Raw genomic sequence first — 19,302 nt, forward strand, 5'->3', positions numbered from 1 at the left:
GGTTCAGTGGTCGCGCAGGAGGCTTCCGGCGCCGTGGACGGTGTCGGTGATGCCGTTGCTGCGCAGGGCCAGCCACCAGGTGGCGGCGTTGATGGCGATGACGGGTTTGCCGAGCCAACGTTCGGCTTCGTCGGCGAGGCGGATCATGGACAGGTTGGTGCCGCATTGCACGATGGCGTCCACGTCCGGGGCGTTCACCGTGATGAGGGCGGTGCGCAGGGTGTCCTCGTCCACGTGGGCGATGGATACGGCGGTGGGACAGCGCAGGCCGTGGACGCCGACCACGTCGAAGCCGAGTTCGGTGAAGAACTGGTACACGTTCGCGTCGCCGACCGGCTGGTACGGGGTGACGACGGCGATGCGCTTGGCTTCGTGGAGTTCCAGTGCCCGCCGGCAGGCCTCGGCGCCGGTGGTGACCGGCAGGCCGGTGATCCGGGAGATGTGGTCGACGAAGGCGCGGTTGCCTTCGACGCCGCCCCAGAACGTCTCGGCGGACATGCCCATAACGACGGCGTCCGGCTCGCAGGTGAGGACACGTTCGCAGGCCGCGGCGATGCCGGCGCGGATCTGTTCGAGGAGGTGGTTCATGCCCTCGTCGCCGTTCATGTCCTGGTCGTGGATGTGGATGCGGCCGAAGTGCGCGGTGACACCGGGCACGGACATGGCGTGGAAGTCGGGTTCCACGATGGTGTTGGTACTCGGGGCGATCACCGCCAGTTTGCGGCGCCAACCGAGCGCGTCGGTCATGTCGTCGACTTCCTCTCGGTGCGCGTGCCGGTGCGGCGGGACGATCCTGCGAAGGGCGCCTTCGGATGCGCGTCGGTGCGGCGGTGTCGGCGGGCCAGGCGCGCGCAGGCCCAGGCGAAGGCCGCCTGCGTGAGGGTGTTGCAGGACTGTTCGATCCATTGGAGGGTCACGGACTGGTCCGGCCGGGAGGCCAGGGGGCCGAGGGCGAACATGCCCAGGAGCCAGGTGCCCAGGAGGGCCGCCGAGGGGATGTCGTCGTCGGCACGGGCCAGGATGATCAGGCGCACGGCCGTCAGCGCGCTCATGGCCACCGTCAGCAGCAGGAGCGGCCAGGTGCCGCGCACGGCGGCCGCGGCCGCGCCGGCGACTGCGGCCGGGGCGAGGAACGCCCACAGTGGCGGCGGCCGGGAGGCGACCTCCTCGGTGCGGGTGGACGGTGTTCCCGGGTTGGCCCGTGCCGTGAGCGCGGCATGCGCGAGCAGGGCGAATCCGACGCCCAGGCAGGGGAACAACGCCTTCTCCAGCCAGCGCAGATCCGGGCCGTCGAGGGCGACGGTCAGTTTCCAGCCGGCCTTGGCCAGCCCGCCCGCGAAGATCAGGCACGTCCCCGTCGCGGCGCGTTGGGCGGCCCGGGGTGCGCGGTGCGCGAGGTAGGGCACCAGGAGCGCCGCTCCGCCCGCGGTCAGCAGTACCGGGACGAAGTCCTCCACGGCGAGCGAGAGGGGGTAGTCGGTCATGGGCGGCCTCCGGTGCCGGCGTCGACGCCGGCGGCCGGCGCGGTGAAGGGGTCGCGCCGGCGGATCGGTGCCAGGGCGAATCGGCCGAGCGCCTTGCGGCGGGTCAGCCAGGCGACCCGGCCGCCGTTGGGGACGTCGGCGAGCACACGGTCGGCCAGCCAGGGGGCGACGGTCTCCACGCGGTCGGCGAGCAGCGACAAGACCTTGCGTGAGCGGGCGAGTTCGCGGTCGGTGTAGCCGTGGGTGAGGAGGTCGGTGACGACCATGCCGGGTGACAGGTGGGCCACGCGGACGTCGCCGAGATCGGCGGCGGCCACTTCCTCGGCGAGTGCGTCGGTGAGGTAGGTGACGGCGCGTTTGCTCGCCCCGTAGCCGCTCAGGCCCGGCATGCGGCGGCCGTCGGAGCCGAAGCCCTCCATGTTCCACAGCCGGCCCGACCGCTGTTCGGCGAAGCCCGCCAGGGCGACGGCGGATCCGTGCGCGACGCCGAGGAGGTTGACGGTGACGACCGTGTCGATCTCGGCGGCGGGCAGGTCCCACAGCGGTCGACGGTGGGTCGTGGTGCCCGCGTTGTTGATCCACACGTCGACGGTGCCGAAGGTGTCGGCCGTGCGGTCCCACAGGCCCTGGATCCGGGTACGGTCGGCCACGTCCGCGGTCACGGCGAGCAGGCGTTCGGGAGGCGCGGACAGGGCCCGCGCGGCGTCGGCGGTGGATGCGGTGCCGCGCCCGCACAGCGCCACGCGGCAGCCCCGGTCCAGGAATGCGCGGGCGAGTCCGAGGCCGATGCCCCGGGTGCCGCCGGTCACGACGACGACCGGCCCCGCGGGGCCTGATGTCACGGGGTGTCCTCGCGGGTGAGGGTGCCGTGCAGGACGCCGGTGAGTCGGTTGCCGTCGAAGAGTTCGTAGGCGACGGCGAGGACGCGGCCGGCGTTCATGCCGGGTCGGGTGTCGATGACGAACTCGCGGCCCTTGACCTCGGTCGCGCTGTGGGTGAAGTGCCAGCGGGAGAAGCTCGCCCGGCCGAACGCCTGGGCGTTGCCCCAGGCGTCGGGACCCTCGATGAAGGAGCGGGTGCCGTCGCGGCGGCGTTCGACGGTGAACCGCCGGTCCACCGCCCCGGACCACGTGGTGTGCAGGCGGCTGCGCAGCAGGTCCAGCGGTTCGACGTCGATGCCCACCCGCACGTCGCCGACGAACTCCTGCCGCGCCGACCACAGTTGGCACTCGCCGGCGTAGCGGGTGGCCTCCTTGGTGGGCAGGATGAAGGACACCGGGCCGTTGGTGGTCTCCTCGTCGAGGAAGGCGGCGACGGCGGTACGCGTCACGCTGTTGGTGTCGAAGTCGTCGGTGCGCCGGTAGACGCCGTTGAAGCAGCCGACCACGGCCCAGCCCTGGTAGAGGACCGAGGAGTAGACCTGGGTGTCGCCGTCGGCCAGGACCTGGTTCCAGGTGTTGAGCGCGACCTGCCAGCCGGGTCCGTAGTAGCGGGCGTCGACGAAGGATCCGTACGGTTGACCGCTGCCGTGGAAGTCGGGTCCGGTGTAGAGGCGGTCGGCGTCGGAGTCGACGACGCCGAACGCGAAGGGGGCGCCCAGGCGCAGGCGGCCGGCCAGCGGGCCGCCCGCGGTGAGGCTGCCGTCCATGAGGTAGGTGGTGGTGCCGTCCTCGTGGACGGAGGAGCGTCGGGTGTCCTCGTAGCCGCACCAGGTTCCGTCTGCGTCGAACAGGGAGGGGCGGCCGTGCCATTCGCCGGTGATCCGGCGTTGCCACACGCTCGGGCCGGGGGTGTCGGCGGTCGTGGGTGCGGTGTCGGTGGTGGTCATGGGCGGGGGTCCTCCGCTCGGTGGGGTGGCTCGTGGTCGGGTCCGTACCGGAGCAGGCGGCGCACGAGGTGGGCGTCGTGGTCGCCGACGAGTCGGGCGACCTGGTGCCATACGGGGTCGACGTCGGGGTCGAACAGGGCGGCGCGCAGCGCGTGGTCGCGGGCGATCGGGTCGGTGTCGGCGAGGGTGGCCGCCACGGGGGCGGGCAGGTCGGCGTCGACGAGGTGCAGCCAGTGGTCGAGGTACGCGTGGACGATCGGGTCCAGGGCGCGGAAGGCGTCCTCGGTGGCGCGGTGGACGAGCATCCACGGGGACATCAGGGCGCGTTGACGCGGTCCGATGGCGGCCTCGCTCAGGCCGGGGATGGCGCGGCCGCGTTCGAACCATGGCATCAGCGGCGCGTGGGTGTGGTCCATGTAGGTCAGGTGCGCGGCCAGGTCGACGCGCGGGACGAGGTCGAGGTGGAAGGCGTACCTGCCCTCTGCGGCGACGGAATCCAGGGTGAAATGCGGCAGGGCGGTCGCGGCCGGGCCGAACGCGAAGACCATGTGGCTGTCCAGGCCGATCGCCGGGGCGGTGAGGCCGATGTAGACGGCGTGCGCCACACGGGTGCCGCGGAACACGCGTACGGTGCCCACCGGTTCGGGGAAGGCGGGGCTGTACAGGATGTGCGGGGGGTGCCCCGGCGTGGTGTCGGGTGTCGTGGCTTCGGTGAGGTCGGTGGCCTCGACCAGGCGCCGCAGCACGTCCAGGCACAGGCGGGCGGTGAGTGTGGGCGCGGTGGCGGTGTGGCGGTCGGCGCTCATGTGCGCTCCGTGAGGTGGTCGGAGTCCGGGGTGCGCGGCGCGTCGGCCGTCGCCGGCGGGTCGGCGGGGCCGGTCTCGTCGCCGGTCGCCGGCAGGGCGTCGGGGCGTTTGCGGGCCCATGCGCGGCCCAACTCCGGGACCTGTCGGCGTCCGGGTGAGGGGATGACGGTGGCCGTGGTGCGCGCGTGGTCGTCGCCGACGACGGTGTCCTCGGGACCGACGAGCCAACCCTTGGCGGCGAGTTCGCGGCGTCTGCGTCGGTAGGCGACGGAGACCAGGTCGGATTTGAGGTGGAGTTCGGCGCCGAGGTCGGCGGGCAGCAGTTCGGGGCGGACGGCGTCGACGACGGGCGCGTCCTCGCCGAAGATGCGCATGACGCGTTTGCGGGCGTTGTTGTCCGCCCACGTGCCGGTGAAGAAGTCCCGCAGGGCGATGAACTTCACCAGGGTGGTGGTCTCGTCCACGGGGATGTTGGTGTCGTAGATGATCATGTTGCCGAGCGGCAGTCGCACGTGGAGCTTGATCAGGTTGGGCAGCATCCAGCCGGCGGTGACCGCGACGGGCGGTCGTTCGGCGAGGTCGGCGGAGCGTTTGTACAGCCGCGACCACAGGCCCTTGGCGGCGGGCGGGTGCAGGTTCACGGTGGCGAACGCGGACCATTCGTCGGGTTCTTCGAGGGTGTACTCCTCGACGTCCGGGCGTTGCGGGTTGCCGAAGGACCCGGCGTGCACGAAGGGGGTGTGGGCGATGTCGCAGCCGTTTTCGAGGATCCGCTCGTAGTTGCTGTGCCACAGGAACTCGCCGTGGACGGCGCGGAATCGTCCGCCGCCCTGGACGAGGTCGTCGAATTCGGGCCAGTGCGGGATGGGCGGGCGCTCCTGCTCGGGGAGGTCGCCGAGGAAGACCCACAGCAGTCCGTAGCGTTCGACGGTGGGGTACGCGTCGACGCGCGCCTTGGGCGGGATGCCGCGGCCGGGCTGGTTCGCGGGGATCCTGGTGGTGGCGCCGTCGGGTCGGTACTCCCAGCCGTGGTAGGGGCAGACCACGCAGTCCCCCGCGAGCCATCCGCCGGACAGGGCGGCGCCGCGGTGTGCGCACAGGTCGGACAGGCATACCGGCCGGCCGGCCGTGTCGCGGTAGATCACCAGGCGCTGGCCCAGGCACACGATCCGTCGTGGTGCGCGGTCGACGCGGTCGGTGAACTCGACCGCGTACCAGAAGTTCTTGAACACCGGTTGCCTCCTCGGCTCGGGTGCGGTCGCGGGGCCGCGCGGCGGCCTTTTCCGTCGTGTGTGGTGGGGGGTTCAGCGGCGGCCGGCCACGCGGACGTGGGCGTGCCACGCGGGATCGGCGGGCGCGTGGAGGCGGGCCCGCGCCCGGGCGTCGTCGCGCAGGTGTGCCAGACAGAAGGTGCCGATCAGGGCGGCGAGCGGGGCGCGGATCGCGGCGGGGTCGACGTCGGTTCGCGGGGTTTCCAGGAAGCCCCGTGCGGTGGTGTCGTCGTCCGAGTCGGTGATGGCGAAGTGTCCGGCGCCGCGCACGACCGCGTACATGTGCTCGCCGGCGGCGTCGGTCAGGGAGTGGGCGAAGGTGGCGGCCACCGGGTCGGGCAGCGACCCGGCGTAGCGGTCCGCGCTGGCGGCGATGACGTCGTCGTGTTCGCCGGCGATCAGCAGGACCGGGGCGTCGGTGTGCGCGGGCAGGAGCGTGTCGGGGGGCCAACCCAGGATCGCGGCGGGCCGCAGGTGTGCGCCGTAGGCGACGACCGCGCGTATCCCGGGCAGGAACCGCGCGGATTGCAGGGCCAGCGTGCCTCCGGCGGAGTGTCCCGCCAGGGCGATGCGGTCGAGGTCGAGGCGGCCGGCCAGTGGGGTGGCGGAGTCCGCCGCCGCGATCTTGCGCAGCGCGTGCAGCAGTGCGCCGGGCAGCGGGGTGGTGGGGCCGTGGCCGTAGCCGCCGGGCACGATCGACGCGGGGTCGAGGCCGGGCCCGGTGCCGTGGCTTCCTCCGGGTAACACGCCGACGAAGTCGGCGGTCACCGCGACGAGTCCGTCCTGTGCCAGGCGGGTCGCGAGCCATCGGTAGGCGTCCTGGGCGACGTTGACGCCGGACAGGAGGATCACGACCGGGTACGGGGCGCCGGCGGGGTCGGCGGGGAGGATGTTGGTGCGGCGTTCGGTGTCGTCGTCGCGCGGCGACGCGGGGTAGTAGACGCGCAGGTGTGCGGTGTCCAGGGGCGGGGTCGCGCCCGGCACCCGGACGGCGTCCCACAGCGACCGCACCGGGCCGGGGGTCGGCGGTGCGTCGGAGGTGTTCATGTGCCGGGCCGGCGCAGTCGGCGATCCCCGCCCCACAGGGCGCGGACCAGGCGGTCGGTGGTGTCCTGGCCGAAGTAGCGCACTCCCATGACGTTGGCGGGGTCGCGCTCGGCGATGTTGCGGCGCATGGCCAGGTCCCGGGCGGCGAGTTCGGCGCGTTCGCCGTCGGGTACGCGCGGTGCCCGGTCCACCCAGCCGAGCCAGCGGTCGACGTGTGCGTGGGTGAGTCGGGACACCAGGTCGATGTGCTCGGGGGTGGTGGGCATCGAGTAGCAGTAGGCGGTGGGCGACAGGCTCGTGCGGATGAATCCGGCGCGGCTGGTGAACCAGCTCAGGTGCGCGTACTCGTCGCGGACCTTGAGCCACTCGTCCTCGAGCGGGGCGTAGTAGCGGTCGAAGTAGTCGCCGTCGGCGACGAGTTGGGTGCGCGGGAGGGAGTCGAGGTAGAACCAGCCCTGGGGCCAGACCAGCAGCGCGATGCCCAGGTGGGGGACGCGGATGTGGGGTCCGAGCCATACGGTCAGGTGCAGGTTGGCGAATCCCTGGGTCGGGTTGCCGAGCCACGAGTGCACCATCCAGTCCACGTAGGGGCCGGTGTAGGCGGCGATGCTGCCACCGGGCCCGTCGGGGGGATTCCCGTAGGTTTCCAGGTCGAGGGTGGAGGGGTCGCGGACGAGGGTGAAGCGGGCGTCGATCTTGGCCTTGAGTTCGTCCAGGAGTGCCTTCCACACCAGGAACGTCTCCGTCACGTCCACGACGGGCGAGTCGTCCAGCATGTCCTCGACGCGGCGTACCGTCTCGGGCGTCATCGCGGGGATCCTTTCTCGACGCGTGCGGGGTGTGCGTTCGACGGCGGGGTCACCAGCGCGTTCAGGAGGTGTCGGGGGCGGCCGTCGACCAGGTCGGTGCCGCGGGAGACCAGGCGGTGGGCGGCGAGCGCGGGCCGGATCTCGGCGGTGGTGGCTCGCCCGGTCTGCGGCGTGACGACGGGGTGGCTGATCCGGCCGGTGAACGGTTCGGTGCGGGTGGTCCACAGGCCGAAGTCGGGTGGGAGGGCGAAGATTGCGCCGGGTGGCGTCGGCAGGGCGGGTCGCTCGCGTCCGGCGGCGACGAGGTTGATCCGGTTCTCGGCGGCGCGTTCGGGCAGGCCGAGGGTGAACTCCCAGGGCAGCGCGGGCGTGTACGGCGCGGCGACGACCTCGGCGCCGGCGATGGCGGCCAGGCGGGCGGTCTCGGGGTAGAGCAGGTCGTCCCCGACGAGTACGGCCAGTCGGCCGAACGGAAGGTCGACGACGCCGAGGGTGTCGCCGGGCTCGCGGGTGGTCCAGGTCCGGTGGCGGGCGCTGTGGTGCAACCGGGGTTGGATGTGGACGCTCCCCTCGGGGCCGATGACGTGACCCAGGTGTGCGTCGCCCTCGGGTGCGGGGAGGCTGAGGACGGCGTGCGTACGGCCCCCGCGCAGGGCCCGGGTGACGGTCGTGCGGGCGAACGCCGCGAGGGCCGTGGCGCGGGCGGGCGTGCCGGTCGCGACGGGGTCGTCGTCGGGTGGGGGAAGGAAGAAGAGTTCGGGCAGGACCACCAGGTCGATGCCGTCGGCGACGGCTTCGCGCAGCAGTTCGGCGGCGTCGGTCACGGCTTCGCGGCCGGTGCCGGCCGGGTGGATGATCCGGGCGAGCGCGCGGTCGGCACCGGGCGTTCGGTGAGTGTGGGGGCCGCCGGCGGCGAGCGGGGCGTACACCCGGGGCCGCCGGGTGGCGAACACGTCGGTGCCGTCGGGGCGGCGCTTGTCGTCGGCCAGGGCGAGGTCGATGTGCGCGACGATCACCGCGGCGCCGGTCGCGGGGGCGCGGGCCACCACGCTCCCGTCGGGTGCCACGATCCGGCTCTCGCCGGCGCCGTGGAGGCGGTCGCGGGGGATGCCGAGTCCGGCGGCGACGGCGGCGGCCGTGTCGGCGGGGACGAGCGGGCCGATCTTGTTGGCGGCGACCACCCACACGCGGTTCTCCGCGGCGCGCACGGGCACGTGCAGCGATGCCTCGTCGGTGGCGAAGGAGTTGAGGCTGTTGAGGAGCAGGCGGGCTCCGCGCACGGCGAGGCAGCGGGCGGGTTCGGTGATGACGCCTTCCATGCAGGCGTACAGGCCCACCGGCCCGTAGGGGGTGGGGACGACGGGGGACGGGGTGACGGCGGGGTCGAGGAAGTCGTTCTCGGAGCCCATGAGGATCTGCTTGTCCGCGAGGGCCAGGACGCGGCCGTCCGGTCCGTGCAGGACGCCGGTTCCGCAGGTGCGGCCGTCGGGGTGCGCGTAGGTGACACCGGTCTTGACGTACATGGCGTGGCGGGCGGCGCGTTCGGCGAGCGCGGTGAGGAACGCGTCTCCTTCGCGGCAGGCGAGTCGCCGGGCCGCGGCCCGGTCGGGGTACCAGGACAGGTGGTTGCAGAACTCGGGGAGCACGACGATGCGCGCGCCTCGCCCGGCGGCCTCGTCGATGGCGCGCAGGCAGGCTTTCAGGTTCTCCTCCCGGTCCGTGCCGACCGCGAACTGGGCGGCCGCGACGGTGACCGTGGATGCCGTGCCGTGCTCGTGCATGGAGCCCCCTGGCTGGCGTTCCGAACCGGATCCGGCCGGTTCCTCTGGCGAAACAGTGTTTCCCGAAGTTTTCCGAACATACACTCGCGGCCGTCCGGCGCAACAGACCGCCGGGGACTTGCGAGAAGGAATCGCGAGGATCGTCCACACCGTGCCGATCCGGCTCGCCGACCCACAGGACGCCGAAGCCGACCGGCAGTTGCTCGTGGACATGGCCGGGCGCGTCGAGCCCATCGACGCGATGAGGGTCGCCGTGAACCGCTCGACCCGCGACGGCGCGGACGCGCCGCCGCCCACCCATCTGCGGATGACCCTCACCGCGGGGGCCGACCGGCTACCGCGAGGACCTGGCGCACCGCGTCGTCGGTGCGTGGCCGTGTGGCCGTGGGGCCGCGCCCGAGGTCGACCGACCGCGCGGTCGTCGCGGCGCGAACGCTGACGCGCCCTCAGCCGGCCGGCGTCGCCGATGTCGGCGGATACGCGTTCGCCGGCGCGCCGCAGCCCCCCGGGCGAAACGCGGCGGCCGCGTACACGGCGCACGTCCGGGTGTACTCGACCAGGCCCTCGTCGCCGTACTCCCGGCCGTGGCCGCTGCGTTTGACGCCGCCGAACGGCACCGACAGCGACAGCCCGGTGCGATTGTGCGTGTTGACGAAGACGAATCCGGCCTCGAGACGGCGACCGAACGCGAACGCCCGCTCCTCGTCCGCGCTCCACACCGACGCGCCCAGCCCCAACTCCCCCGCGTTCGCCCGCGCGAGGACCTCCTCCTCCCCGTCGTACGCCAGCACCGGAACCGTCGGTCCGAACTGCTCCTCGACCACCACCGGCGCCCGCTCCCCGGCGCCCGAGACCAGGGTGGGGGTCACGAAGTAGCCCGCGTCCGGGTCCGCGTCCGGATGCACGCGGCCCAGCGGGAGCACCTCGGCGCCGCCGCGTCGGGCGTCGCGGACCAGGCTCTCGATCCGGTCCCGGGCGGCGGCGGTGGCCACCGGGCCGAGGGTGACGCCGGCCGTCAGCGGATCTCCGAGCACCAGGGTGCGCCGGGCGGCGTCGACGTAGGCCGCGGTGAACTCCGCGAGTCGCGCCCGGGGCACGTACAGGCGCTTGGCGGCCATGCAGACCTGCCCGGACGTGGCGAAACTCGCCATGACGAGCCGGTTGAAGTCGGCCGGGGCGAGCGCGGCGTCGTCGAGCAGGACCACGGGGTCGTTGCCGCCCAGTTCCATCAGGGTCGGCGTCAACGCGCCGCCGGCCGCCCGACCGACCGCGCGGCCGGCGGCGTCTCCCCCGGTGAACGCCACCTTGGCGACGAGGGGGTGGGAGACGAGACACGCGGTGGTGTCCGCGCCGCCGTGCAGCACCCCGAGCACGTGCGCGGGCAGATGGGACGCGAGAGACGCGACCCACCCGTCCACGACCGCCGGCGCCAGCGGCGAGGGTTTCACCAGCACGGTATTGCCCGCGACCAGCGCCGGGGCGACCTTGAGGGCGGCGAGCACCACGGGGGCGTTCCACGGTGTGACCGCCGCCACCACCCCGAAGGGCGCGCGGCGCAGCAGCAGTCGCCCCTCGACATCGTCGCGGCCGGCGTCCGCGAGCACGACCGGCGCGCGGTCGGCGTACCACCGCAACACGGCCGCCGCGAAGCCCAGTTCGCCGTGGGCGTCGGCGAGGACCTTGCCGGTCTCGCGGCTGAGCAGCACGGCGAGGGCCTGGTGTTCGGCCTCGACGGCGTCGGCCGCACGGCGCAGCGCCGCGCACCGGTCCGCGACCGGGACGAGCCGCCAGTGCCGCCAGGCGTCGTGGGCCCGACGGGCGGCGGCGTCGACGGACGCGGCGTCGGCGGCGGGGACCCGGGAGACGATCTCGCGATGGCGCGCCGGATTCTCCCGCACGATCTCCGCGCGCCGGGCGCTCACGCCGACTCCCTCAGTGACGCGATCATGGACGTGTGCAGGAGGTGGGCGCGGGCGCGTTCGGGATCGGCCGCCAGGGCACGCAGCTCGGCGTGGTGTTCGGCCCGCCGCAACGGGTCGGTGGTGCGCAGTCGTTCGCGGTTGCGGTGCGCGCTCTCGCCCACGAATCGGGTCGCGATGATGCGGCGGCGTTCGGCCGCCCGGTCCAGCACCGTTTCCGGTTCGCCGTCGAGCAGCCGGGTCAGTGCCGACGTCAGGGCGATGGCATCGTGGATGCCGCTGTTCATGCCCAGGCCGCCCAGGGGGTTGTTGACGTGGGCGGCGTCGCCCGCGAACAGGACGCGATCGGCGCGAAATCGCGACGCGACGCGTTGGTGGACCGGGTACACACCGGTGTCCACGACGCGCCACTCGCGGCCGAGGTCCGCGACGCCGCGCAGGCGTTCCCGGACCCATGCCGCGTCCGGATCGGGCCGCCCCCGCGGGTGGTCGGTGGTGCCGGGGAGGGGGACGAGCACCCGCCAGTGGTCGGGGGTGCGCAGGAGGACGAGCCATTCGACCGGGTCCATGACGTAGGTGACGCACGCGAGGTCGGGCAGGGCGGCGGTGAGGTCCTCGTCGACCGAGACCACCAGGAACCGCTCGGGATAGGTGCGGCCCTCGAACGGCAGGCGCAGGGAGTGTCGGACGGCGGAGTGCGCGCCGTCGGCGGCGATCAGCCAGTCGGCGCTCACGCGTGCGCCGTCGGCCAGGTGGACGTGTACGCCGCCGGGCACGGGTGTGACGCCGGTGACGCGGTGGTCGAAGCGCATATCCGTGCCCGGGAGTCGGCCGAGCGCGTCGAGCAGGAGTGGGGTGAGCTTGCTCTGTTCGCACTGGAGTCGGTACGGGTAGGGCGTGTCGTCGGCGAGCAGGCCGAGGTCGAGGTTCGCGACCATTCCCTCGGTCCGGTCCCGGTATTGGAACACCGGTGCCCGCAGGCCGCGTTCGTGCAGGGCGTCGGCGACGCCGAGGTCGGCGAGCATCTCCAGGGTCGGCGGGTGGAAGGTGGACGCGCGGGACTGGGCGGACAGCGTCGGTCCGGCCTCCAGCACGGTGACGGGTATGCCGCGTCGGGCCAGCGCGAGCGCCGCGGTGAGCCCGACGGGGCCGGCCCCGACGATCGAGATCGGCCTCATGGTCGCCCTCCCGTGGTCGGGCCGCGCCGGTGCAGCGCGTGGCCGCCCTCGACGCCGACGACCTGTGCGCCGGTGAAGAACAGCAGGGTCTCGTCGGTGCCCTCGTCGCCGAGTCCGGACCGGCCCCACGCCGGGCGCGGGGCGTCGGGGTGCAGGCTCAGCACGCTCGATCCGTTGACCTTGGTCTCGCCGGTGCGGATCTCGCGAGCCGCGGACAGCGCCCATGGTTCGTCGGTGCCCCACACATACCCTTCAAGCCCGTAAGGCCCGGCGTCGGCCAGCGCGATGCCGTGTGCCGTCGACGCGCGGTCCCCCGGGCCCGTGCAGGGATAGGTGTGGACGGTGGCGACCGGACCGAAGACCTCCCGGAGTGCGGCTTCGGACGGCACGCCGGTGATCAGCGTCGGCGCCAGGTGGTTGCCGTGCTCGGGCACCTCGGTCCAGCTGTGCGCGGTGCCGCCGGCGTCGGTCAGCCCCGCGATGGCGGCGCGGAGCCGGTCGCGGTGGGCGCTGTGCACGAGCGGTCCGAAGTCGGTGTCCGTGTCGAGCGGCGCGCCGACACGCAGGCCCGCGAGTTCGTCGGCCACGGCCCGCATCAGGGGCCCGTCCAGGTGGCTGGGCACGATCAGGCGCCCCAGGGCCCGGCACCACTGGCCGTTGAGCGTCGTCAACAGGTCGACGACCGCGCGGGCGGCGGCGTCGACGTCGGCGTCCGGCATGATCAACAGCGGGTTGCAGCCGCCCAGTTCGAGCTGGGCGGGGGCAAAGCGGCCCGCGCACGCGGTGGCGACGCTGCGCCCGGCGGCCGTGCCGCCGGTGAAGGACACGGCGGCGACGCGCGCGTCCTCGGCCAGGGCGGCGCCGGTGCGCGCGTCGCCGTGCAGCAGTTGGAACGTCGCGGGCGGCGCGCCGTGGTCGGCGAGGACACCGGCCAGCACCTCGGCGAGCAACTGGGTCCCGTACGGCGCGAATTCGCTCGGTTTCACCATCACGGGGCAGCCCGCCCCGAGCGCGCTCGCGGCCTTGTGGGCCGCCATCGGCGCGGGCGCGTTCCACGGCACCAGGCACAGCGCCGGCCCCCGGGGTCTGCGGTGGATCTCGACGGCGCGCCCGGCGGGCCCGGGGTGTTCGCCGCGCAGGACGCCCGCGCGCAGGCGGGCGGCGGCCAGCCGGAAGGAGCCGGTGACGATCATGCCCAGCGGCGTGGTCTGGGTGATGGGCACGCCGGTGGCGAACGCCTCAAGGGCCGTGATCTCGGGCAGCGCCGGCTCCAGCGCGTCGGCGACGGCGTCCAGGATGTCCGCTCGTGTCCCGGCGGCGGCCCACTCCCCCGTCGAGGCGAGCGCGGCGGCAGCGGCGAGCGCGTCCTCGACGCGTTCGGGGCTGCTGCCGCGCGCCGGCCGCAGCGGTCGCCCGGTCGCCGGGTCCTCCAGTACGAGGTCGATGTCGCCGGTGCAGGCGCGCCAGGCTCCGGCGACCAGGTCACGTGTCGGCGCGGGGGTCGACCCGAGGTCGGATGCGCCGTGGCCGGGGCCGGTCACGGGGCGACCACTGCGAACAGGTCGTTCTCCGCCGCGGTGGTCACCATTCGGGCCGCCTCCAGGCGTCCGCGTTCGGCGGGGAAGGTCATGACCAGGCCCATGGCCAGGTCGCGGAAGGTGCGGCCGATGACGCCGTCGAGGGTGGCGCCGGAGGTTCCGCACGCCTTGAGCGCGCCCAGCGCGACCGCGAACGCGGACTCGCACACGGTGCCCTTGCCGAGTCGCCATTGGCGGTGCTCCTCGGCCTTGGTGCGCAGCGGTGGTTCGGAGGTCTCCAGTTCGAGTTGGCGGCGCACCCACAGGTAGGCGGTCTCCAGGTGCTGCGTCATGTCGCCGATGATCACCTGGTGCATGGGGCTGGAGGCGACCGGGCGGCCGCTGTCGGCGAAGGTCTTGGTCGTGGTGCGGCGCAGCGTCTCGTCGTAGACGCTCTGGGCGGCGCCCACGTAGACGGCGGAGATGGCGAGTTGGTTGCCGACGAAGCTGCCTCGGCCGACGCGCAGCATGCGGGTGAACGCGCCGGGGACGGTGAGGGCTTCGTCGGCGGGCACGAACGCGTCGCGCAGGGTGATGCCGTGGTTGGCCGAGCCGCGCATGCCCAGGCCGTTCCACGGGGGGCGGGCACTGACGCCGGGGGTGTCGCGGGGGACGAGGAACAGGGCGAGGCCGTCGGCGGTTTCGTCGCCGGCGATGCGCGCGGTGACCAGGTAGGTGTCGGCGACGCCGGTGGCGCAGCCGAAGGACTTCTCGCCGCTCAACTGCCAACCGCCGGCGACGGGACGGGCGGTGGTGGCGATGGCGATGTTGGCGCCGGCGCTCTTGGCGGACTCGCTGGCGAAATTGGCCAGCCAGGTGCCGGCGGCCATGCGGGTGAGGATCTTGCCGGCGAACGCCGCGACGGCGGGCGCCTCGTCGTCGGTGAAGTGGCCCGCGTCGATGGCCGCCAGCGGCAACAGGCCGCGCGAGGCGCTGGTGTTGTGGAAGAAGAACGCGAGTGCGGTGGCCGGGCAGGCGGTACCCATGGCGAAGGTGGCGGCGGCCAGGTCGCGCAGTGTTCCGCCGAGGCCGCCGTGGGCGCGCGGCACGACCAGGCCGAGCAGTCCGGCGTCGCGCAGGAAGTCGACGTGCCCGACGGGGAAGGCGCCGGTGGCGTCGGCGCGGGCCGCCGCGTCCCGCAGCGCGGGCAGGACGGCCTCGACGCGGGTGGCGCGTTCACGTTCGTCGGGCGAGAGGGTGTCGATCAGGAGTTCGGCGGTCAGTACGGGCGGCGAGGCCTGCGAAATCTGCGAGGTCTGCGGGGTCTGCGCGGCCTGCGACACGGGGGGCGTCTGTGGGTGGGACATCGCGTGGGGTTCCTTCCGTGGGCGGGCGCGCGGTCAGCAGGCGGTGCGGTAGGTGCGTGCGGGTAGCTCCGTGCCCCACACCCGCTCCAGGTCGGCGGCGGCCTCCAGCAGCGCGGGCCGGTCGGCCGGGGCGGGTACGTCCAGGCGGTGTGCCAGGTAGAGGAGGTCTTCGGCGGACAGCCGTCCGTCGATGCCGCCCAGGGTGGTGTCGAACAGGCGGACGCCGCTCTTCATCGCGGTCAGGGCGTTGACCAGTCCGAGCCCGTGCTGTTCGCGCAGCCCCACCCGCACGGCGGCCGGGCCCGCCGCACCGAGCGCCTCCTGGAGGAGCAGGCGCACGACCACGGGAGAGGCGGGGTGCCGGCCCTCGTCGAGGCACACCTCCTCGCAGCCCAGCGACGCGGCGCGCGCCACGTGGGCCAGGACGGCGCCGCGCGCCGAGGGAGCGAACGCGTCGGCGGCACGCAGGGCCACCGCCAGTCCCCGCGTGTGGGCGGCGTCGGCGATGTCCGCGAGGGTGCGGTCGCTCTCGCGCGGGGTTTCCCGTCCTCGGAACGGCACTTCGACGGTCCCGGCGTCGCGTCGCGCGGCGGCGGCGACCTGGTCGGGGGCGTCGACCAGGACGGACGTGGTCTCGCGCAGGCGTGCCGCCGCATCGCTCGCCCGGGGTCCGCCCGGGGTCGTGCGTCGGCCGTCGGGCGGATGCGGCGCGAGCCGGACCCGCACCCCCGCCTCGCACAGGGCGCGGGTGAGGCGGGTGATGTCCGCCTCGCCGGTACCACTCGCCGCCAGTCGGTCGGCGAGGCCGACGTCCGCGAGTTCGATCCGCTCGGGCAGGCGGTCCGCCAACTGGCCCCAGTCCCGGGAGTGGTACAGCAGCGGAGGGACGGGGCGCGGTGTGGCGCACGCGTGGATCCGGCCGACGAAGATCGTGTGGTCCCCGCCGGGATAGGCGTGTTCGATGGTGCAGTCGAGCCAGGCGACGCAGTCGGCCAGCACCGGCGCGCCGGTGGCGGCGACCACCCAGTCCGCGCCGAGGAAGCGATCCGCGACGCGCCGTCCCATACCGGCGAAGCGTCTCCCGAGCAGCACCTGGTCACGGCCGAGCACGTTGACCGCGAACACGCCGCCGGCGCGGACCATGTGATGGCTGTGCAACGCGGTGCCCAGACACACCGACACCAGCGGGGGATCCAGGCTCACGCTCGTGACCGAACTGGCGGTCATGCCGTGGCGTGCCCCGTCGACGACGGTGGTGACCACGGCGACCCCACTGGGCCACTGGGCGAACACCCGCCGCAGTTCCTCGATCTCGACGCCGTGCACAAGGCCCCCTCATGCGGTCCGACGAACCGATCCGACTCTTCGATAGGTGTTTCATGGAAGGAAACTTCGTTTCGTTGAATGTAACGACGCGGTCGAAGTGATGTCAACGGCGCACGACGACGCGGGCCCCCGGATCCCGGCGAATCGGCCGCCCCCATCCTCTTGACGCCGGGACCTCGTGGACCCATCAATATGCGTAGACGAAACTCCGTTCGCTCCAGAGAAACTCGATCGACCGACTCCTCCGGTACGTGCGCAGCCCTCAGTCGCCTCCCGGCGCCCGCCGCCCCACCAGGAGCCCCAGTGAACATCACCGCACGGTTGCGCACCCGCGTCCTCCACACCGTCACCGCCGCCGCCGTCGCGGCGACCGCGGGAGTCCTCGCCGCGCCGCACGCCGCCGCCGACGACCTGCCCCCGGGTGTCACCAAGGTCGCCAACAGCGTCGACGTACGATGCGCCGCGTTCGTCTACCACCGCAGCAGCGACTGGTACTTCCCCACCGGCGCCGCCAAGGGCCTGGTCTGGCTCCAACACGGCTTCAGCCGCTCCAACGGCCAACTGGGCGACCTCGCCGGGCGATACGCCGCGGCGGGCTTCTTGGTCTTCGCCCCCACCCTGCCCTCGGCCGACCTGTTCGGCTGTACCGTCTCCAACCTCGGCAACAACACCGCGTTCCTGGACCACGTCGCCGACCTGTTCGGCAAGGCGAGCGACCCCGCCGACAAGCTCGCCCGCAGCTTCGCCGACGCCCGCACCCGCGCGGGCCGCCCCGATCTGGCGCTGCCGGAGGGATTCGTCTTCGCCGGCCACTCCGCGGGCGGCGAGGCCGTCGCCTACACGGCCAACCGCCTGCGCACCACCTATCCCGCCGCGTTCGCGAGGCTGCGCGGACTCGTACTGCTCGACCCCGTCAACTCCTTCACCGGCCTGAACATGGCCAACGCCCTCAACGGCCTCGCCCCCACCCCCCTGCCCATGACGGCGATCTCCTCGCCCCCCTACACCGCGAACGGCAACGCCTCGGGGACCGTCGAACTGACCACCGACGTACACCGCCCCTTCCTCGGCGTGCGCCTGACCACCGGCTCGCACTGCGACGCCGAGGGCGGCAGCACCGACAGTCTGTGCACGCTGCTCAACGGCACGCCGCAGGCACGCAACGTCGCCACGCTGCAGACCCTCGCCGTGCGGTGGGCCCTCGACGACGTCGACGGCACACACACCGCGTCCCACTACCCCGGCGGCTCCGTCTACGAGGCGCTCCGCACGGACGGGGTCGTCCAAACGCTGACCGGAAGCTGAAAGCACGTCGATCGACCCACGTCCCCCGGGGAGGCGAGACAACGATGCGGATACGGGGAGCGGTACTGACGACGACGGGCGGCCCGGTGCCGTACCGCGACCGCGAGCCGCGGGTGGTCGAAGAGCTCGAACTCGCCGAGCCCGGGCCGACCGAGCTGCTGGTACGGATCGAGGCGGCGGGCGTCTGTCACTCGGACCTGTCGGTCGTCGACGGGAGCCGCCCGCGCCCGCTCCCGATGCTGCTCGGACACGAGGCCACCGGCCGGGTCCTGGCCGGCGGCGACGCCGAGGGCCGGGCGCTCGTCGGACACCGCGTGGTGACGACGTTCCTGCCGCGGTGCGGGCGGTGTCCGGCGTGTGCCACCGACGGCCGGCTGCCGTGCGCGCGGGGCTCGGCCGCCAACACGGCGGGCGAACTGCTGTCCGGTGCCGGCAGGCTCTCCCGAGCCGACGTCGAAGTCGCCCACCACCTGGGCGTGTCGGCGTTCGCCACCCACGCGGTCGTCGACCGCCGCTCGGTCGTACCCATGGGCGACGACGTACCCGCCGACGTCGCGGCCCTGCTCGGCTGTGCGGTCCTCACCGGCGGCGGGGCGGTGCTGAACGCCGCACGTCCCACCGCAGGCCAGACCCTCGCGATCGTCGGTCTCGGCGGTGTCGGAATGGCGGCCCTCCTCGTCGCCGGGAGCGTCCCGGACGTACCCGGCGGATCGACTCGGCGTCGCACGCCGGGTACGACGCCGACTCCGGCACACGACCGGCCGCCTCGGCGCCGTCCCGGGGGTCAGCGGCGGTCGCCCTTCTCCTCGATCCAACCGTGGTCGAGCGATTCGGCGTCGTCGAAGACGACGAACTCCCGCTCGATCGAGACGATGTGCCGCCCGCTCGCCGTCAACGCCTCGGTGAGCGAGGCGAGTTCGCGGGCGGCCGTGCCGTCGCCGACGCCGCGGCAGCGCTGGGTGACGAAGCGCTCCAGTCGGCCGTCGTCCCGGCGCCGGCGCGCGTTGTGCGACAGGTGCGCGTCGTGCCGCGTGGCAAGGGCGACGAGGCCGGCCGGCGCTGCGCCGTCGGGGCCCGGATCGAGCAGGAGCTTGACGTGGTGCTCGAAGTAGTAGGTATCGCCCAGTGCGGCGGCGGCCGCGTCGGTGCTCGGCACGGCGTCGTGCCACGGCGCCGCCTCGATCTTGACGCGCACGGCCCGGAAGCCGCGTGCTCCCGCCGCCGTCGCGAGCCGCGCGGCCGCCGTGCGGGCGGCGCCGAGCGTCGTACGGGCGCTCAGCGTCAACATCGGCTGCGAGGGCGTACGCCCGCGGCCGAGCACGATGTGCGTCATGCCGGCACCGCGCTCGCGGCCCCAGGCCGTCAACGCGTCGATGTCGGCATCGGCGCAGCGGAAGGTCACGTGCGTCTCGAAGTCCCCGGGGGCATCCTCGGGGAAGTGGACATGGGGGGTGGTCGTCGGCACACGCCGAGCGTTCCAGACGACGCCGACAGCCCGGATCCCGGGTCCCGCGTACGCGCGGTGTGCGGCCCGGCAGTGCGGTGGCCGCCGCCCGGCCGCGTTCGCGATTGCGACGACCAGGTGCCGGCCCCATGGGTCGCGAACAGTGCGGATCGGGCCGGAAACATCTCATACCGGATGGATGAGTGACATGTGAGACTCG

At 73.6% G+C, this 19,302-nt stretch carries 16 protein-coding genes and 1 pseudogene; 2 read left to right on the plus strand and 15 right to left on the minus strand.

Annotation, left to right across the window (positions count from 1 at the left end; all coding sequences use genetic code 11):
• Positions 1–3: 3 nt before the first annotated feature.
• The 14 genes from B4N89_RS00710 to B4N89_RS00780 form a co-directional block, all read right to left on the minus strand.
• Positions 4–747 (minus strand): maleate cis-trans isomerase family protein, encoded by a 744-nt coding sequence (locus tag B4N89_RS00710; RefSeq protein ID WP_078973925.1) that lies wholly within the window; start codon positions 745–747, stop codon positions 4–6.
• Positions 744–1,484, minus strand: coding sequence for a hypothetical protein (locus tag B4N89_RS00715; protein WP_078973926.1), 741 nt, complete (start codon positions 1,482–1,484; stop codon positions 744–746). The genes B4N89_RS00710 and B4N89_RS00715 overlap by 4 nt, the downstream gene beginning before the upstream one ends.
• Complete coding sequence (locus B4N89_RS00720; RefSeq protein ID WP_078973927.1) at positions 1,481–2,326, minus strand: SDR family oxidoreductase; 846 nt, start codon at positions 2,324–2,326, stop codon at positions 1,481–1,483. The genes B4N89_RS00715 and B4N89_RS00720 overlap by 4 nt, the downstream gene beginning before the upstream one ends.
• The gene (locus tag B4N89_RS00725) at positions 2,323–3,312 is read right to left on the minus strand and encodes a hypothetical protein (protein ID WP_078973928.1); all 990 of its coding nucleotides are present in this window, start codon (positions 3,310–3,312) and stop codon (positions 2,323–2,325) included. Before B4N89_RS00725 ends, B4N89_RS00720 begins: the two co-directional genes overlap by 4 nt.
• On the minus strand, positions 3,309–4,118 hold the full coding sequence (locus B4N89_RS00730; protein ID WP_101896958.1) for a hypothetical protein: 810 nt from the start codon (positions 4,116–4,118) through the stop codon (positions 3,309–3,311). Before B4N89_RS00730 ends, B4N89_RS00725 begins: the two co-directional genes overlap by 4 nt.
• The gene (locus B4N89_RS00735) at positions 4,115–5,350 is read right to left on the minus strand and encodes an aromatic ring-hydroxylating oxygenase subunit alpha (protein ID WP_078973929.1); all 1,236 of its coding nucleotides are present in this window, start codon (positions 5,348–5,350) and stop codon (positions 4,115–4,117) included. Before B4N89_RS00735 ends, B4N89_RS00730 begins: the two co-directional genes overlap by 4 nt.
• Before the next feature lie 72 nt (positions 5,351–5,422).
• Positions 5,423–6,436: an alpha/beta hydrolase family protein gene (locus B4N89_RS00740; protein ID WP_078973930.1), complete on the minus strand. Its 1,014-nt coding sequence runs from the start codon at positions 6,434–6,436 to the stop codon at positions 5,423–5,425.
• The gene (locus B4N89_RS00745) at positions 6,433–7,245 is read right to left on the minus strand and encodes an oxidoreductase (protein ID WP_078973931.1); all 813 of its coding nucleotides are present in this window, start codon (positions 7,243–7,245) and stop codon (positions 6,433–6,435) included. The genes B4N89_RS00740 and B4N89_RS00745 overlap by 4 nt, the downstream gene beginning before the upstream one ends.
• Positions 7,242–9,026, minus strand: a complete 1,785-nt coding sequence (locus B4N89_RS00750) for a carbon-nitrogen hydrolase family protein (protein WP_078973932.1) — start codon at positions 9,024–9,026, stop codon at positions 7,242–7,244. Before B4N89_RS00750 ends, B4N89_RS00745 begins: the two co-directional genes overlap by 4 nt.
• A 446-nt stretch (positions 9,027–9,472) precedes the next feature.
• Positions 9,473–10,948 carry an aldehyde dehydrogenase family protein gene (locus B4N89_RS00760; RefSeq protein ID WP_078973934.1) on the minus strand — a complete coding sequence of 492 codons (1,476 nt, stop codon included), beginning with the start codon at positions 10,946–10,948 and terminating at the stop codon, positions 9,473–9,475.
• Complete coding sequence (locus B4N89_RS00765; RefSeq protein WP_078973935.1) at positions 10,945–12,123, minus strand: FAD-dependent oxidoreductase; 1,179 nt, start codon at positions 12,121–12,123, stop codon at positions 10,945–10,947. The genes B4N89_RS00760 and B4N89_RS00765 overlap by 4 nt, the downstream gene beginning before the upstream one ends.
• On the minus strand, positions 12,120–13,664 hold the full coding sequence (locus tag B4N89_RS00770; RefSeq protein ID WP_078973936.1) for an aldehyde dehydrogenase family protein: 1,545 nt from the start codon (positions 13,662–13,664) through the stop codon (positions 12,120–12,122). Before B4N89_RS00770 ends, B4N89_RS00765 begins: the two co-directional genes overlap by 4 nt.
• Positions 13,661–15,007, minus strand: coding sequence for an acyl-CoA dehydrogenase family protein (locus B4N89_RS52505; RefSeq protein ID WP_078973937.1), 1,347 nt, complete (start codon positions 15,005–15,007; stop codon positions 13,661–13,663). Before B4N89_RS52505 ends, B4N89_RS00770 begins: the two co-directional genes overlap by 4 nt.
• 33 nt (positions 15,008–15,040) lie before the next feature.
• Positions 15,041–16,333 (minus strand): flavin reductase, encoded by a 1,293-nt coding sequence (locus B4N89_RS00780; protein WP_078973938.1) that lies wholly within the window; start codon positions 16,331–16,333, stop codon positions 15,041–15,043.
• Between the two features lie 303 nt (positions 16,334–16,636).
• Between B4N89_RS00780 and B4N89_RS00785 the strand changes: the two genes are divergently transcribed.
• Both B4N89_RS00785 and B4N89_RS51115 read left to right on the plus strand, forming a co-directional pair.
• A complete protein-coding gene (locus B4N89_RS00785) occupies positions 16,637–17,638 on the plus strand; it encodes an alpha/beta hydrolase (RefSeq protein ID WP_078973939.1) in 1,002 nt (333 codons plus the stop codon).
• A 44-nt stretch (positions 17,639–17,682) separates the two neighbouring features.
• Positions 17,683–18,156 (plus strand): annotated as a pseudogene (locus B4N89_RS51115) (alcohol dehydrogenase catalytic domain-containing protein); the annotation flags it as partial.
• A 266-nt stretch (positions 18,157–18,422) separates the two neighbouring features.
• Here B4N89_RS51115 and B4N89_RS47460 read toward each other — a convergent pair.
• Positions 18,423–19,103 carry a hypothetical protein gene (locus B4N89_RS47460; RefSeq protein WP_101896959.1) on the minus strand — a complete coding sequence of 227 codons (681 nt, stop codon included), beginning with the start codon at positions 19,101–19,103 and terminating at the stop codon, positions 18,423–18,425.
• Positions 19,104–19,302: the final 199 nt, after the last annotated feature.

The organism is Embleya scabrispora (genome assembly GCF_002024165.1).
Classification (GTDB): Bacteria; Actinomycetota; Actinomycetes; order Streptomycetales; family Streptomycetaceae; genus Embleya; species Embleya scabrispora_A.